This window comes from Staphylococcus arlettae (genome assembly GCF_002902345.1).
In the GTDB taxonomy this organism is placed as follows: Bacteria; Bacillota; Bacilli; order Staphylococcales; family Staphylococcaceae; genus Staphylococcus; species Staphylococcus arlettae.
Genome location: NZ_PPQB01000015.1, coordinates 25,211 through 40,507 on the forward strand (window position 1 = coordinate 25,211; position 15,297 = coordinate 40,507).

Annotated in this window: 18 protein-coding genes; 7 read left to right on the plus strand and 11 right to left on the minus strand. The window is 31.9% G+C overall.

Annotation, left to right across the window (positions count from 1 at the left end):
- Positions 1-22: 22 nt before the first annotated feature.
- The 6 genes from agrA to CD036_RS07790 form a co-directional block, all read right to left on the minus strand.
- The gene (gene agrA / locus CD036_RS07765) at positions 23-739 is read right to left on the minus strand and encodes a quorum-sensing response regulator AgrA (protein ID WP_103388379.1); all 717 of its coding nucleotides are present in this window, start codon (positions 737-739) and stop codon (positions 23-25) included.
- 12 nt (positions 740-751) lie between these two features.
- Complete coding sequence (gene agrC, locus CD036_RS07770; protein WP_103388380.1) at positions 752-2,047, minus strand: quorum-sensing sensor histidine kinase AgrC; 1,296 nt, start codon at positions 2,045-2,047, stop codon at positions 752-754.
- Positions 2,048-2,079: 32 nt separating this feature from the next.
- Complete coding sequence (agrD, locus tag CD036_RS07775; RefSeq protein WP_103388381.1) at positions 2,080-2,217, minus strand: cyclic lactone autoinducer peptide AgrD; 138 nt, start codon at positions 2,215-2,217, stop codon at positions 2,080-2,082.
- Positions 2,214-2,789, minus strand: a complete 576-nt coding sequence (locus tag CD036_RS07780; protein ID WP_002509118.1) for an accessory gene regulator AgrB — start codon at positions 2,787-2,789, stop codon at positions 2,214-2,216. Before CD036_RS07780 ends, agrD begins: the two co-directional genes overlap by 4 nt.
- 742 nt (positions 2,790-3,531) lie before the next feature.
- The gene (locus tag CD036_RS07785; protein WP_002509119.1) at positions 3,532-4,317 is read right to left on the minus strand and encodes a carbon-nitrogen family hydrolase; all 786 of its coding nucleotides are present in this window, start codon (positions 4,315-4,317) and stop codon (positions 3,532-3,534) included.
- A gap of 256 nt (positions 4,318-4,573) precedes the next feature.
- Positions 4,574-5,203 carry a nitroreductase family protein gene (locus tag CD036_RS07790; RefSeq protein ID WP_021459259.1) on the minus strand — a complete coding sequence of 210 codons (630 nt, stop codon included), beginning with the start codon at positions 5,201-5,203 and terminating at the stop codon, positions 4,574-4,576.
- A 194-nt stretch (positions 5,204-5,397) separates the two neighbouring features.
- Here CD036_RS07790 and CD036_RS07795 point away from each other — a divergent pair, with 194 nt between their 5' ends.
- On the plus strand, positions 5,398-7,338 hold the full coding sequence (locus tag CD036_RS07795; RefSeq protein ID WP_103388382.1) for an SdrH family protein: 1,941 nt from the start codon (positions 5,398-5,400) through the stop codon (positions 7,336-7,338).
- A 170-nt stretch (positions 7,339-7,508) separates the two neighbouring features.
- On the opposite strand, the gene CD036_RS07800 is transcribed toward CD036_RS07795, so the two are convergent.
- Positions 7,509-7,817 (minus strand): hypothetical protein, encoded by a 309-nt coding sequence (locus CD036_RS07800; protein WP_103388383.1) that lies wholly within the window; start codon positions 7,815-7,817, stop codon positions 7,509-7,511.
- Positions 7,818-8,090: 273 nt separating this feature from the next.
- Positions 8,091-8,834 (minus strand): intramembrane glutamic endopeptidase MroQ, encoded by a 744-nt coding sequence (mroQ, locus tag CD036_RS07805; RefSeq protein WP_103388384.1) that lies wholly within the window; start codon positions 8,832-8,834, stop codon positions 8,091-8,093.
- A 179-nt stretch (positions 8,835-9,013) separates the two neighbouring features.
- Between mroQ and groES the strand changes: the two genes are divergently transcribed.
- The 3 genes from groES (at position 9,014) to CD036_RS13170 (ending at position 11,706) form a co-directional block, all read left to right on the plus strand.
- Entirely contained in the window at positions 9,014-9,298 is a 285-nt protein-coding gene (gene groES / locus CD036_RS07810; RefSeq protein ID WP_002509124.1) for a co-chaperone GroES, read from the plus strand.
- Positions 9,299-9,344: 46 nt separating this feature from the next.
- Complete coding sequence (gene groL, locus CD036_RS07815; RefSeq protein WP_021459238.1) at positions 9,345-10,967, plus strand: chaperonin GroEL; 1,623 nt, start codon at positions 9,345-9,347, stop codon at positions 10,965-10,967.
- 568 nt (positions 10,968-11,535) lie between these two features.
- Complete coding sequence (locus CD036_RS13170) at positions 11,536-11,706, plus strand: hypothetical protein (RefSeq protein WP_157950643.1); 171 nt, start codon at positions 11,536-11,538, stop codon at positions 11,704-11,706.
- A 149-nt stretch (positions 11,707-11,855) separates the two neighbouring features.
- On the opposite strand, the gene CD036_RS07820 is transcribed toward CD036_RS13170, so the two are convergent.
- A complete protein-coding gene (locus tag CD036_RS07820; RefSeq protein WP_103388385.1) occupies positions 11,856-12,143 on the minus strand; it encodes a hypothetical protein in 288 nt (95 codons plus the stop codon).
- A gap of 55 nt (positions 12,144-12,198) precedes the next feature.
- Positions 12,199-12,465, minus strand: coding sequence for a zinc ribbon domain-containing protein (locus tag CD036_RS07825; RefSeq protein WP_002509130.1), 267 nt, complete (start codon positions 12,463-12,465; stop codon positions 12,199-12,201).
- A gap of 280 nt (positions 12,466-12,745) precedes the next feature.
- Between CD036_RS07825 and CD036_RS07830 the strand changes: the two genes are divergently transcribed.
- On the plus strand, positions 12,746-13,213 hold the full coding sequence (locus CD036_RS07830) for a bacillithiol transferase BstA (protein WP_002509131.1): 468 nt from the start codon (positions 12,746-12,748) through the stop codon (positions 13,211-13,213).
- Between the two features lie 43 nt (positions 13,214-13,256).
- On the opposite strand, the gene CD036_RS07835 is transcribed toward CD036_RS07830, so the two are convergent.
- Positions 13,257-14,546: an aminotransferase class I/II-fold pyridoxal phosphate-dependent enzyme gene (locus CD036_RS07835; protein ID WP_002509132.1), complete on the minus strand. Its 1,290-nt coding sequence runs from the start codon at positions 14,544-14,546 to the stop codon at positions 13,257-13,259.
- 209 nt (positions 14,547-14,755) lie between these two features.
- Here CD036_RS07835 and CD036_RS13415 point away from each other — a divergent pair, with 209 nt between their 5' ends.
- Complete coding sequence (locus CD036_RS13415; RefSeq protein ID WP_002509133.1) at positions 14,756-14,848, plus strand: Trp-rich small protein; 93 nt, start codon at positions 14,756-14,758, stop codon at positions 14,846-14,848.
- A 227-nt stretch (positions 14,849-15,075) separates the two neighbouring features.
- Positions 15,076-15,255, plus strand: coding sequence for an SE1626 family protein (locus tag CD036_RS07840; RefSeq protein ID WP_002509134.1), 180 nt, complete (start codon positions 15,076-15,078; stop codon positions 15,253-15,255).
- Positions 15,256-15,297 lie beyond the last annotated feature (42 nt).

A 15,297-nucleotide genomic window follows, 5' to 3' on the forward strand; every position in this document is an offset into this window, starting at 1 on the left:
TTCATTGATGTTCCAGCATTTTTTATATTTTTTTTATATTTCGAACTGATGCATAGCAATATTCTTGATTATTAAAATAAACGATACGTTCTTTAGAATCAATGGATTCAATATTATGGCGATTCACTACGAAACTATTGTGACACCTGAAAAATCGATCATCTAACTGACTGAGTTCTTTTAAGTTACCGTAGAATTCAATTTGCCGATTGTCTAAATGCGCAATTAAGCGGTGTGATTTAGATGAAGATTCAAAAAACATAATGTCATCATAGCGAACATACACCGAATTACTGCCTTGTTTAAGTTCTATCGTTTCAACGCTACTATCTTTCGATAAAAGATTTAAGCGTGTTTCAGACGTTTCTATACAATCGATAATGCGAGCTTTTAGTTCTTCAGGATCATCTTTAAAGATAAAATCCATCGCAGCAATTTTATAGACGAAAGTTAAATAAGTGAGCTCACTATGGCTTGTAACAAATATGATATTTCCCACTGGGTCATGCTTTCGAATTTCGCTTGCTAATTTAATGCCATTGATATCTGCATCGAGTTGGATATCTAAAAAGTAACAACCAACGCCCTGCTGATTTTTGGCTTCCTCTAAAATTGCGTAAGGATCTCCAGTGGCCAATGCAATTTCCATTGGCTTTTCTTCAATCATAATATAGTTATCAATAATAGACACCATACTGTCTCGCTGCCTCACATCATCTTCGCATATGAAAATTTTCAAGTTATCACATCCTTATGACTGAGAATTTAGTATTTCTACTTTTTGAACGAAGTAGCCATTTTCAATTGTAGTGTCTAATAGAACATTAGCATTTGAGTCTGTGATTTCTTTTAACGTAAATAAGCCCAAACCACGATTTCCGCGTTTAGTCGAAAAGTTTTCTTGAAATAATGTATGTACACGTGGAATATCATCTTCACACTTATTCATAACGATAAAAGTAACTGAGATATCTGAGTTTTTAATAAATGCGACACGTATTAATGCGTCCTCAGTGATCGTTTCAGATGCTTCAATCGCATTATCTAATATGATACCAATCACTCTACTTAAATCTATAATAGGCATATTGATTTTGTCGATAGGCTCAGGTACTTCAATACTGATACTAATATTTTTTTCTTGAGCTTGTAAAATCTTTGTAGTCAATAAGCCTTTGATTTCTCTTACACGTAAGTTTTCAGTCCCATTGATTTTGACTGTATTCATTTGCATGCTATCTTGCATTGGCAATATTTCATCATTAAAATAACGTCGTAAGCCTGCCATGTCATTTTCCCTAATATAATCTGACATAGTGGTTAAGATATTAACATAATCATGTCGGAATTTACGCATGTCATTATTAATTTTTTCGATTTGTAGCGTGTATTTATAGTAGTTTTCTACTTCTTTCACATTACGTTTATATTGAATTTCACGTATAATGCTGAAAGAAACTGTAACTATCAATATTGCTATCGTAATAATAAAAATTACATAAATGACCGCTAAATATTTAAAATCACCGTATGAAATTATGTTTTTCGGCATGTACATATATAGAATTGTGAATGTAGCTAACAATATTATGCCAATGAGAGTTAGATAAACTTTATTAAGTGATAAAATCGATGCAGATAATTTAATTACAAAATATCTTGTAGCAAATCCTAATATTATTGAAAATATTACGAATGATAAGCCATATATAGTTAAAATTAAATAACTATTATTAACGTAGTCATTCATTAAAGTAGTTATCCACATTGCAAAGAAATTTGATATGTATAATAATAAAAAACCAAGTGTTGCTAAAACAAGGCCAAGCATTTTATTTCTAATATACATTAATATTAATGTAGCGATTACGAGTATTAAAATAGTTTTTGTCCCAAAAAAACTATACAAAAATGTTGAAGGGATTATAATCCCTAGCATAGAAATATAATCCCATTTAGTATATTGTAAATTGCTAATAATTTTCAAGACAATAAATAATACGATAATTTGAAAAGTAGAAATATAAATTGAATTTAAAATGTCCATTTTTTACACACTCACTTACTTTATACTAATATTTATTCGGATAATTTTGTTAATTCTTCTGGAACTTCAGGTTCGTCAAACCAACCACCACAAGGATTAACACCTGCGACTGTACCGATTAACTCGAAAAACTTGGCGAAAAAACTGAAAAATGAATTTAATAAGTTCATGTAGAAACATCCTCCTTAGGGAAAAATATAGGTAATTGTGTTACAGCGATAATAATAATGCCTAACAAAATCAATTGTTGATAAGGTGCATTGAACAATAATGAGCCTATAATTAATAACAAAGTTACAACTATAGTTTTCACTTTTTTCTTCTTGTGTAATCTTTTTGGAATAGGTTGTTTTTTAGTTGCAGAAGGGGCATATATACTTAATATTATAAAACCTAATATTGCTAGTATATACATAAGCCCAATATCAACTTTAGTATAAACAATAATCCAAGGTAAAAAAACAAATAATAATAAGTTTTGAACATGACACAGTAGTGACGATTTTGCATGTGCACCATGCGCAAATGTTCGAATAATTACGTAAGTTAGATGAACAGTCAGTGTGTAAAAAAATAAGTGGCACAGGATTGAAACACCATAAGCTACAACAGTCTTAAAAATATTGCCCACAAAAACTTGCATACCTAAACGTATTTTCAAGTAAGAAATGTGATCTAAATTGTTGCGTTGCTGTAAATATTTAGCTAAATGGTCAATACGTTTTTCTATTGCATTTAACATGTGTTTCGCTCCTTACTGACATTATACAATTTAAATTAAATTTTAGGCGTCTTATTGCCTATCTGTATAATTTGAGTCCTTAACTGTTTGCTGTTTACTATATATTTAATTTTAACATATTTGCACTACAGTTAAGCACTAAAATGAACGACTTGGGCATTATTAAACATTTTTTCAAAAAAACATGGTTAAATGTATTTGTATCACAAAGAAGTGATTTGAGTACTCAATAGCAAGACTACTAGTGTCTTAGTCATTTATTATTCTTAATGAGCAGAAGATTAATAAATGTTGAAATCTAAATACGTAATTGTTTCTTCGTATAGTTATAACAATACTTATATTAGAGAGTAATCATTTCTTTGTAATATAAACAAAGGAGGTTGTTGTTGTGACAAAAGACATCACTAACACTCTTGGTGGTTTAGTGAACTAATTTTGAAGACAGTTTGAAATTCGCTTAATTATTAAGCTTTCCCTATAAGAACTGTATTCATAATTTGAGTTTGATTCAATCTATACTAGTGTCATTAATAAATTACCTATAACAGAGGTAATTTAAGTATTAACATGTAAGCTATCGTAAACATCATTCAATTTATCATTTTAATAATCGGTAAATTCACTAAATTTTTTCATAATTAATAACATCCCCAAAAATAGATAGAGAAATAACTGTAAAAACATTCCCTTAATAATAAGTTACAAAACCGTGAGTCCCTCCCAAGCTCACGGTTTTATTTTATTTATATAAATCTAGTCTAAGATTATCAAAGACTGGGATATTTTGACGTTGCTGGTTAACTTCAGAAATATTTAATGTAACACTTACTCGTTTTTCTAAATTACTCGCCTCTGCAATAATTTCTCCATTAGGACTTATAACCATAGAATGTCCTGCGTATTCAGTGTTTCCATCGTCTCCACAAGAATTACAAGCAACAATAAAAATATCATTTTCAATGGCACGTGCTTGGAGTAGGGCACGCCAATGATCTAAGCGTACTGCTGGCCATTGTGCTACATAAAATGCAATTTTAGCTCCTGTACGTGCAGGATAACGTAATAGTTCTGGAAATCTTAAGTCATAGCAAATTATTTGTGTAACAGCAACACCTGATGATAATTGGAAATTTTCAGGCACTGTTGAACCTGCAGTTAGATAAGTAGGTTCATCTAACATCGGAACTAAGTGTGTTTTGTCGTAACTGTTGATTAAGGTTTGGTCTTTTAACACAGTAAAAGCTGTATTAAAGATTTTGCCATCTTTTTTATTAGCTACAGAACCAGCGACAATATCTACTTGATACATTTTTGCAAGTTGAGCAATAAAGTTATAGCTGCGCTGTAAATCATTATCTGCAAGAATATCTAGCTGTGATAATGCATAGCCTTGATTCCACATCTCAGGTAAGACTACGACATCTGTTTCACTATTTAGGTTTTGTTCAAACCAATGTTGAATTTTTTTTTCGTTGGTTGACACATTGGCAGGTTCTATTTGTAATTGAAAAATTTGGATATTCATAGTTTCACCTCTAGTAATCTAGTTTTATTAAATGTACTAAATATTCCGACAAATTTCAAAGTTTACTATGACTAGGTAAAATACAAGTTAAATAAGATTGTGACTTAGTAAATCATGTTCATTAAATTTAAATCGTGCGTTAAAAACTGACAAAATTTAAGAAAAACAAAAATGACAAGAACTATTTTTGCAATAGAACTTGTCATTTTTGTTAGGTCAAGTTATGTAGGTACTTGACTTTAGTTAAATTTCAATTTTATTTTTTAATTAAAAATCTATCTTCAATTGAATTAAATGCTTTATCGCCAGCTTCTTCACGAATATTACCAAATGGCATTTGTGCCATCAATTTCCATGTTTTTGGAATGTCGAATGTTTCAGTTACAGCTGCGTCAACTAGTGGGTTATAGTGTTGTAATGAAGCACCAATACCTTCAGTACTTAAAGCAGTCCAAATTGCAAATTGATGCATTGCATTTGTTTGTGATGACCAAATTGCAAAGTTTTCAGCATAATTTGGCATTTGATTTTGTAAACCTTCAACGACAGTTTCATCTTCAAAGTACAAAATAGTACCGTAAGAATGTTTGAAGTTGTCTATTTTATCAGATGTTGGTTGGAAATCACGATCTTCACCCATAGCTTTTTTCAATTCATCTTTCGTGATATCCCAGAATTTATCGTGATTGTCATTTAATAATAAAACAATACGTGTAGATTGAGAATTGAAAGATGATGGAACATGTTTAACTGCATGCTCGATAATCGCTTCTAATTTATCATCAGAAATTGAAATTTCCTTTTCTAAACTATAAATTGTACGTCTGTTTTCTAATATTTGTTGGAATGTTTCTAATTCACTTTTTTTACTTTTAAAGATACCCATGATTTTAATGCACCTCTCAGTTAATTTATAATATATACCTAGTATAATAAATATACTTTTGTTTGTAAACTATAATTTACATTTATTTTCAAAGATATTAATATTCCTTTTCATTGTCTTAATTTTAATGAAAAATAAACAGTTTTCTAATATACTAAGTATAATAACTTTTAGTAATTTAGGAGGTGGCCTTAGTGCAAAATAAAACTATATTAAAATATACACTTTCTAGTGCGGTAGTATCGTTAAGTGTCCCTTTTATAGTAGCATCACCTATAAATGCCGAGACAGGCTACACAACTGATTACACTGACAAGCAAGCTATATCAGATACTAATACTTTAAATAATAATGATAATAATCAAGTGGATAAGGCAATAAATGATAATAGTTCACAACCATATAGTGAAGGTACGGCTTTAGCTCAACCTGACAATAGTAAGACAGGATCTTCAGAAGTACCTAATATAAGAACAGCTCCAATATCATCGTCTGACATAGATGAGAATCAATTGCCAGTTTCAACTGAATATACAACTGATAATGATGCAGTAGAGCAGTCAACACAGAATACTGATATGAATGACAGTGAATCGACATTACAAGATGACACAACATCACAAGATGGGAAGTCAACAGAAGGTGAAAATACAACAGATACTTCTGGAAATGTATCCAATGAAGAACCGAGTTCACAGCTAGATAACAATACCCAAACAGAGCCATCACAAACTGGAGACTCAACAGGGAGTGAATATCCGGGTGATGCAACAGGAGATGGGACAGGACAAACAGAACTACCACAAACAGGTGATACGATGGGAGAACAACCAAGCACACAACCCGATGACAATGTAGAGCCTCAGCCGCCACAAGATGGAGGCACAACAGGAACTGAGTATCCAAGCGATACAACAGGAGATGGGACAGGACAAACAGAGCCACCACAAACAGGTGATACGACGGGAGAACAACCAAGCACACAACCCGATGACAGTGTAGAGCCTCAGCCGCCACAAGATGGAGGTACCACAGGAACTGAGTATCCAAACGATGCACCAGGAAATGGAGGTGGACAAACAGAACCACCGCAAACAGGTGATACAGATGGAGACCAGTCAAACAATACGCAACCCGATGACAATGTAGAGCCAGAACCGCCGCAAGATGGAGGCACAGCAGGAAATGGATATCCAAATGATACACCGACAAGTGGGGGCGGACAAACAGAACCACCGCAAACTGGAGGAAGTGGACAATCAAACCCGACCCATAACGATGGGGTGAATGGTGGAAACACAACTTATCCAACTGGTGGTCCATCTTCACAAACATCAGGCAATGCATCAAACGTAAATGATAATAGAGTGGCAACTTCCGACGATAGTAATTATGGTGATTTATCTCAGTCTTCTAATAAGGTTAAACAAAATAGCAACAGCATAAATAATTCAACTGATGTAAATTCTAATAGTGGTAGAGATAGTAATCCATCAAATTATCAAAATGATAGTTTATCCTATAATTATGAGCAAAATAAAAATGCTACTAGTTCAGGTGCTAAGCCAGCTTCAGCACAAACATTTGGTGATTTGGCGAATCAACAGAAAGATTCAAATGAAGATTCCGATAGTAATGTGATGAATCGCTTCCGTCAACTTTCTCCGGGTTCATTTAAATATAATCCTTATGTTTTAAAACAAGTTAAAGCATTGAATAATGATGACAGTAATGTTTCGGATAGTGATATAAATGCTATTTTTTCAAAACAGAAATTTACCGATAATTCTTATTTAAGAGAGTTACAAAAAAGTACAAACTATTTTAAGTTTCAGTATTTTAATCCTATTAAATTTGATGATTACTATAAAAATTTAGATAATCAAGTATTGTCATTAATTACAGGAGAAATCGGTTCAATGCCTGATTTAAAAGCGCCAAAAACTAAAAAGACTCAAGGTGCATATGAATATGAAGAAAGTGATGATACAGAAACGACTCAAACACGCCAAGAAGCTGAGAAAGCAGATAAAGGCTTGAAATTTGAACGTGTATTATTTACTTTAATAGCTGGTATAATAGTGATATTTATCGGTGTTGTTACTACCTATTTCATTCATAGAAGAAAAAAATAAATGCATGTTATCAAAAATAGGCTACTCATTCCTAGAATTCATCTGGGTATAAGTAGCCTATTTTTTATTTAGTTCTAAGTTAATTTAGAGATTGTTCTTATTATGCAGTTAACTTAAGTGTGATGTGGGTTGGTTTAAATGTACGTGACAAGGTATTAGAACAACATTTTTCATTTTATGGTATTAAAAAGGTCAACAAATTTCTTCGCATCTTGACGAGGGACTTGATCGAAAATCCAATTCTCCTCACTTTTTTCAGTAATAACTATTCTAAAAGGACTAAAAGAAATACCTGATTTAATATTTTTAATGTCGCTAAATAAAAATGTATCCTTAATTTCAGAACCTTCTATGACTCCTGCTGCTTGAAATTGAATTCTATCTCTTAAAAGAGTCAAAGTTCCTGGTACTGCTTGTGATCGAAATATTTTCATAGATGCATATACTGATATTATAGGATTGGTTAAATCATTTTCCATAATGTTGACCACCTTTTTTAATAATTTAAATTATAACACACTAGATAGTTTTCACTGGTTAAACAATATAAGTAAAGTGGTGAAAACTAGATTGTAAGTGAAATGTTTTTTACTATTTTCTAGGCTTCTAATTTTTTACATTTTAACTTTATTATAGTATTCAATTGAATATGCTTTAGTCATAGAAAACCACCTCCAAATAAATTCATTTGTAATGAGAAGTTACTTGGAGGTGGTTTTATTTTACTCTTAGTAATTGATAAGATGCTTATTTTAAATAAAGAAATTTATAATAAATGATGTAGATTGTTGAAGTTCTTTAATTTTATCTGGACCAATTAAAATTTGTACTACAACAACAAATCCATTTTGAAATACATGAATCAGTATTGGAACCCAAATCCGTTTAGTATATACATAGAAAGCTGAAAAAATCATGCCCATACCAAAATAAATAATGAAGAAAGAAGGATCGCCATGTGCGACACTAAACAATATCGAGCTGACTATACTAGCAATTAAAAACTTAACTAACTTGTTACCTTTCAAGATATTGTACAGTTCACCGAAAATAACTTTACGGAATATATATTCTTCTAATATAGGGCCAATAACAGCGATTAAAACTATAAATATTGGAAACGCATTGGCAATTTGTAATATACGTTCTGTATTAGGGCTCTTTTGAGGGGCACCTAGAATATGTATATTTATCAAACTTGCAATGATTTGATAAATCATAACAATAAAATAGCCGACGAATGCCCATAAAATAATATAGCGTTTTTTTTCTTTAGGTTGACGCTCTAACTCTGTGGGATTTGATATTTTAAGATGTAACACTGCTATAATAATGAAAGCAATGAAAAATAGCACCACTTGAGTAGCAATTCCAGTAATTCTAAGATTTTCCCTGCTTAAGTTACCGAGTATACCAGTTGATAAGATAAGCGCTGGACCAAATTGTGCAAGTCCATAAATCAATAATGTAAGTATGGACACCCATAAACGTGACATTTTCTACCTCCAAAAATAATAATATACTTTATTTTATCGTAAAACTGAGATTACTACAAAATAAACCCCCGATAGTTTTTGCTTGAATTATTGACCAACTTTGATTATTATTAAAATTGTATTAGCACTCTATATATATAAGTGCTAAAAGTTTTTGAATTTTTAAGGAGGAACAATACATGTTAAAACCATTAGGTAACCGAGTAATTATTGAAAAAGTAGAGCAAGAACAAACAACTAAAAGTGGTATCGTGTTAACGGATAGTGCTAAAGAAAAATCAAATGAAGGTAAAATAATTGCAGTTGGTGCAGGACGTCTGTTAGATGATGGTACTCGTGTTGCTCCTGAGGTCAAAGAAGGCGATAGTGTGGTTTTCCAACAATATGCTGGAACTGAAATTAAACACGGTGAAGAAACATATTTAATTTTAAATGAAGATGACATTTTAGCAGTCATTCAATAATAAAAGTAACGGTAAAATAATTAAACAACATGGAGGTTAATTAATTATGGCAAAAGATTTAAGATTCTCAGAAGATGCGCGTCAATCAATGTTACGTGGTGTAGATAAATTAGCAAATGCTGTTAAAGTTACAATCGGACCAAAAGGACGTAACGTTGTTTTAGATAAAGAATATACATCACCTTTAATTACTAATGATGGTGTTACGATTGCAAAAGAAATCGAACTAGAAGATCCATATGAAAATATGGGTGCAAAATTAGTACAAGAGGTAGCAAATAAAACAAATGAAATTGCTGGTGATGGTACGACTACTGCAACTGTATTAGCACAAGCAATGATTCAAGAAGGATTGAAAAACGTAACGAGTGGTGCTAACCCTGTTGGTATTCGACAAGGTATAGACAAAGCTGTAGATGTTGCGATTACAGCATTACATGATATTTCACAAAAAGTTGAAAATAAAAATGAAATTGCACAAGTTGGTTCTATTTCAGCAGCGGATGAAGAAATTGGTAAATATATTTCTGAAGCGATGGAAAAAGTTGGTAATGATGGTGTAATTACAATAGAAGAATCAAGTGGTTTCAATACAGAATTAGAAGTAGTTGAAGGTATGCAATTTGATAGAGGATATCAATCACCATATATGGTTACTGATTCTGACAAAATGGTTGCAGAACTAGAAAAACCTTATATCTTAATTACAGATAAAAAGATTTCTTCATTCCAAGATATTTTACCGCTATTAGAGCAAGTGGTTCAATCTAATCGACCAATTTTAATCGTAGCGGATGAAGTAGAAGGCGATGCATTAACAAATATCGTCTTAAACCGTATGCGTGGAACATTTACAGCAGTAGCTGTGAAAGCACCTGGTTTTGGTGATCGTCGTAAAGCAATGTTAGAAGATTTAGCTATCTTAACTGGTGCACAAGTTATTACAGATGATTTAGGCTTAGAATTAAAAGATGCATCTTTAGATATGTTAGGTACTGCGAACAAAGCAGAAGTAACAAAAGATAATACTACTGTTGTCGATGGTGATGGCGACCAAAATAGTATTGATGCACGCGTTAGTCAAATTAAAGCACAAGTAGAAGAAACAGATTCTGACTTTGACAGAGAAAAATTACAAGAACGCTTAGCAAAATTAGCAGGTGGCGTTGCAGTAATTAAAGTAGGTGCAGCAAGTGAAACAGAATTAAAAGAACGTAAATTACGTATTGAAGATGCATTAAACTCAACACGTGCAGCAGTTGAAGAAGGTATTGTTGCTGGTGGTGGTACAGCATTAATGAACATTTACGACAAAGTAAATGCTATCGAAGCTGAAGGCGACGTAGCAACTGGTGTTAATATTGTACTTAAAGCGTTAGAATCTCCAGTACGTCAAATTGCTGAAAATGCTGGTTTAGAAGGTTCAATTATCGTTGAACGTCTTAAAAATGCAGAAGTAGGTGTAGGTTTTAATGCAGCTACAAATGAATGGGTAAATATGCTTGATGCTGGTATTGTAGACCCTACAAAAGTAACACGTTCATCATTACAACACGCAGCAAGTGTTGCAGCAATGTTCTTAACAACTGAAGCGGTTGTAGCTAACCTACCAGAAAAAGAAGATAATGAACCACAACCAGGTATGGGCGGCATGCCAGGTATGATGTAAAATGACCACTAAACATTGATTTTATAGTAAATCAACTGTTCATCGGTCATAGCAATAATAAAATAATTAATGCAAGACGTTTTCCAAGAGGTTACTTAGCCTTTTGGAAAGCGTCTTTTTTATGGTTTTGTAATTTTCAGTAGTTTAATAATGTTAGGATTTATTCATAAAGTTGAGCGATATACACGAGATTTATATTTATATGAAAACAAGAGAATAACTAAGTTGGATTTGAGGCAGTGTGGAGATAAAAATAATTAAAAAGATTAAATAAAGTAGTTGATTACTTACGTTTTGTGTAGTGTAATTATATATGTAAGGTTGAGATACACCTTACTAACACTCTTGAAAAGGGGGTGTTATTAGTGGATGATATAGAAAAATTCCTAGCAATCGCAACTATAATGCGAACGCCAGGAATTTTAAAACAACTTAGATTGTGGCATTTCGGCGTCCTAGACCGAAAGCGGAACAACAAAGAAGATAAGTAATTCACTTTACAAAGCCCGTTAATTCGGGCTACCCTTTTCAACTATTATAATATTACAATTTGGGAGGTAATGCAAACATGAATATCTATATAATTATAGGATTAATCGCATTTATACTTTTAATACCCGAATTCATTAGAATAGCTAGAATTTTACATTTGAAACACTTAGGAATTAAACACATAGGTAACGGTAAATATGAAGAAATAGGTAATAAGAAATATAAATGGTACGAATGGTTGAGATAATATGAGTGAATACAAACAAACGATACTAGATTAAGCCCAACGGTAATGTCTACATTGAGAATAGGTAAACGTGATGTTGATCATTTAAACTTGGTACTACTGAAAAATATAAGAAAACACAAAAGCCCACCTTGCTTAGGTGGGTTATTTTATTTATTTAACCTCATTCTTGCATCTGTTGTTTCTTCTGCTTCAATTACATCATGATATTGTAGTTTAGTTTCTTCTCTTACTACTTCATCTGATGGTAATTCAATTTGACCGATTGGAATATCACTCATAGCATCATCATTAGGTATGCCAGTATAACCATGTTCTTTGCCCAACTTAGCATAAGATTCCATTTTTTCTTGGTCGGTAGATTCTTGTTGTACAGGTTGCTCTACATTTGGTGTTTGTTGTGATTCATCAGTGTTAGAATCATCTTTTTTATACAATTTTGTGACCTTTGTGTCGTTAGTCATGGTGCGAGTCAAATTAGAATATTATGTGTTATTTCCAACGGTCTAACTTACGCATGAATTTTTTTGTATACATTTTAGATAGAATCATTTTTTGAAATTTATTCATGTCTGACTCTTGAAATCTTTTTAAGTTGTAATCATACATCTCATCAAAACTTAAATCCAATGTCCATTGACCATTTTGATAACAGTGTATACAGTATTTGAGTGATAAACTGCCATCTTCTTCAGTACCCTGTGGCGTATTTTTATCTAGAGGGATTCCGCAACTTTGACATTGTTTTTCTTTTTTCATCATATAGTGCTCCTTTTTTCTTTTGATTATAGCATGATTTTAAATGTAGTTTTGATACGCAATATTTATTTAATTTGAACGTTGCTTTGGGATTATTTTTCATATTATTTAAATATATGGAGCGTGTTATTTGTTAATAATTATTAATTTAAAATGTTAACTTTTCGCTTATTATAATTCTTTATAAGAGTAAAAAAAGGAGAATTAATGTAGAATTGACACAGACACAAATTTATCATGGTTTTGTGTTGTGATAGAAATAAAAGAAAGGATGGATTCTATGACAAATAAAACAGTATTCGATGTCATTGACTTAGGGGTCAATTATTTACTCTCAGGCTACGAGAAGTGGGGGGTTGATGAAGTCATTGATAATAAAGCTGAAGTATTTCCAAACACAATACTTTGGCAGTATGGTCATGTTTTATCTGTATTTGAATCAGCCTTATCACTTTGTGAACAAAATGTTGTTGACGTTCCTTATTATTCAAGTATATTTGGTTATGGGTCTAGCCCAGAAAATTGGGGTGACCAAGAAATTCCAAGTTTAGATGAAATTTTTTCACATATCAAAACATTGCCAGAACGCGCTCGTACGTTAACGGACGTACAATTATCCCAAGAATTAACAGAAACTATTGCAGGCTGTGATACACTAGACGAATTGTTAACTTTAAATGCAGTACATATTCCACTGCATGCAGGTAAAATTGAAGAAATGACACGAGTGTTAAAGGCGCATAGATAAATAAAAAGCATTTGGTGAACAACGTATTCACCAAATGCTTTTTTTATTCTTGTAAATCATCAATACCTTGCGCAATAGAATCAAAAACGTGTGGAATATCATCTTTTTCTACACAACTGAATGCAATACGAATATCTGTATCATTTAATGCAATAATACCTATAGAGTAATTATCAATTAAATGGATTCTTAATGCTTCAGGATCTACACCTTTGACTTGTAAGGCCATAAAGTAACCTGAATTGAAATCGTATGGTTGCCAGAATTTTGTATATTTATCAGCATAAACCACTTCTTTAGTAACTTCATAACGTGCTTGTAATGTTTCCATGTTATGTTGAATTTCTTTATCAAAAGTTTCGTGGTTTTCTAAAACATATTTAATCGCACTCTGTGATGGCAGAGGTCCACTAGAAATATTACTACGAATAAGACCTTTAACCTTTGCTTCTAACACATTTTTAGTTGCATCGTCATTAATACCAAATGTGAGGAATCCTACACGTAAGCCCCAAGCGAAAAATTCTTTTGTAGCACCATCTAAACGGATAGGTAATAAGTTATTCAAGTGTAAGTTTGTTAATGCTGTAAATATTGATTGTGTATAAACATCTTCATAAAATAAACCATAATATGCATCATCTACTACTGCTATAACGTTTGTTCCACGTTCAGCTAATCCTTTAATTGCTTCAACAATTTGAGCGACTTCTTCTTTTGTAGGAGTGTAGCCAGTTGGGTTATTAGGGTAGTTTAAGATTAAGATAACTTTATCTTTGTCATAGCTTTCTAAAGTGCGAACAAGTGCTTCTGTTGTATAATGACCGTCTTCATCAAAGATTGAATATGTTTGAATTTCTGCGTTATGACGCGTAGAATAGACTAATTTATAATTTCCCCAATTGTGTTCAGGTAATAAAATAGTATCTTGACTGTTTACAAATAAGTCTCCTACTAATGATAAACCATGTGTTAATGCATTTGTCACGATTGGACGTGAAATATCTTTTTCAGCTAGGTCTGGATTGTCTTTTAAGATTTTTTGAGTCCATAATTGACGTAATGATTCGATTCCTTGAGGTGGTGCATAAGGGAAGATATCATCAGGTTCAAGATGATTAAATACTTCATTTAATGTATCAGCGTACATTTTACTGTCTTTATATGTAGCCATACCAATAGTAGCATTATATTGTGTTGTTTTAGCTTCAGCAGATTGTGACAGTATACCTTTTGGATAGTACATTAGTTTTCCTAAATCGGAAAGCATGTCAGCAACTTCTGGTTTTGCGTTAGATAATTTTTCATTCAAATCTAAGGCTAAAGGGTTCATATTTAATTCAACCTCTCTTTACTTTTCATTTCTTTGTACATTCTTATATTATCTTGAAATGAAATAAAGATAAAGTGTTCTTTATATTATATTTTAAATTTTTAAAATTCACAGATAAAATAGCGAACATACGTTCTGTATTTATGTTAGAATATGGATAGGCCATCAATTCCTACATGCCAAACTGATTGTGGGAGGTGTAGTATATTATGTGGTGGCAAGATGCCGTAACAACTTTATTGTCAGGTAGCTTACTTGTTATTTTTCGCGTTTGGTTAGAAAACAAATGGAAAGATAAGTAGTGGCCTTACACAAAAAAACCCCCATGTCTGCTGGTACCAGACTGGGGGTTTGTGTAGTATATTCTGTGGATACACTTATAGTTTAGCATTACTTATAATGAACTGCAAACAATATATTTAAGAATATATTTATATAATCATTAACAGTATTATTTAAGTACTTTAATAATAAGATTGTTAATTTTACTAGATGTTTGGTAGAATAAACGTGTTCGAGGTGAAAAAATTTGAAGCATTTAACAAAAATATTTGTGACGATTGCGATAATTTTATTTATCGTAGGATATTATTTACAAGCTACTGGCAACGAAGGCTCAGGAATAAAGCTATTGCTAGCAGCAATTTTGTTTATGATATGTGCATTTATTAATAGAAGAAACGATCGATTGAAAAACAAAAAGAAATAACAATCGCATGCTACTAAAAGTAAATTATATTATTTTTAGTAG

Coding starts and splice junctions, on each gene's coding strand:
- groL (WP_021459238.1), top strand. CDS start 9,345: ATGGCAAAAGATTTAAGATTCTCAGAAGATGCGCGTCAATCAATGTTA.
- CD036_RS07825 (WP_002509130.1), bottom strand. CDS start 12,465: ATGAAAAAAGAAAAACAATGTCAAAGTTGCGGAATCCCTCTAGATAAA.
- CD036_RS07830 (WP_002509131.1), top strand. CDS start 12,746: ATGACAAATAAAACAGTATTCGATGTCATTGACTTAGGGGTCAATTAT.
- CD036_RS07790 (WP_021459259.1), bottom strand. CDS start 5,203: ATGGGTATCTTTAAAAGTAAAAAAAGTGAATTAGAAACATTCCAACAA.
- CD036_RS07800 (WP_103388383.1), bottom strand. CDS start 7,817: ATGGAAAATGATTTAACCAATCCTATAATATCAGTATATGCATCTATG.
- agrC (WP_103388380.1), bottom strand. CDS start 2,047: ATGGACATTTTAAATTCAATTTATATTTCTACTTTTCAAATTATCGTA.
- CD036_RS07835 (WP_002509132.1), bottom strand. CDS start 14,546: ATGAACCCTTTAGCCTTAGATTTGAATGAAAAATTATCTAACGCAAAA.
- CD036_RS13170 (WP_157950643.1), top strand. CDS start 11,536: ATGAATATCTATATAATTATAGGATTAATCGCATTTATACTTTTAATA.
- mroQ (WP_103388384.1), bottom strand. CDS start 8,834: ATGTCACGTTTATGGGTGTCCATACTTACATTATTGATTTATGGACTT.
- CD036_RS07785 (WP_002509119.1), bottom strand. CDS start 4,317: ATGAATATCCAAATTTTTCAATTACAAATAGAACCTGCCAATGTGTCA.
- CD036_RS13415 (WP_002509133.1), top strand. CDS start 14,756: ATGTGGTGGCAAGATGCCGTAACAACTTTATTGTCAGGTAGCTTACTT.
- agrD (WP_103388381.1), bottom strand. CDS start 2,217: ATGAACTTATTAAATTCATTTTTCAGTTTTTTCGCCAAGTTTTTCGAG.
- groES (WP_002509124.1), top strand. CDS start 9,014: ATGTTAAAACCATTAGGTAACCGAGTAATTATTGAAAAAGTAGAGCAA.
- CD036_RS07780 (WP_002509118.1), bottom strand. CDS start 2,789: ATGTTAAATGCAATAGAAAAACGTATTGACCATTTAGCTAAATATTTA.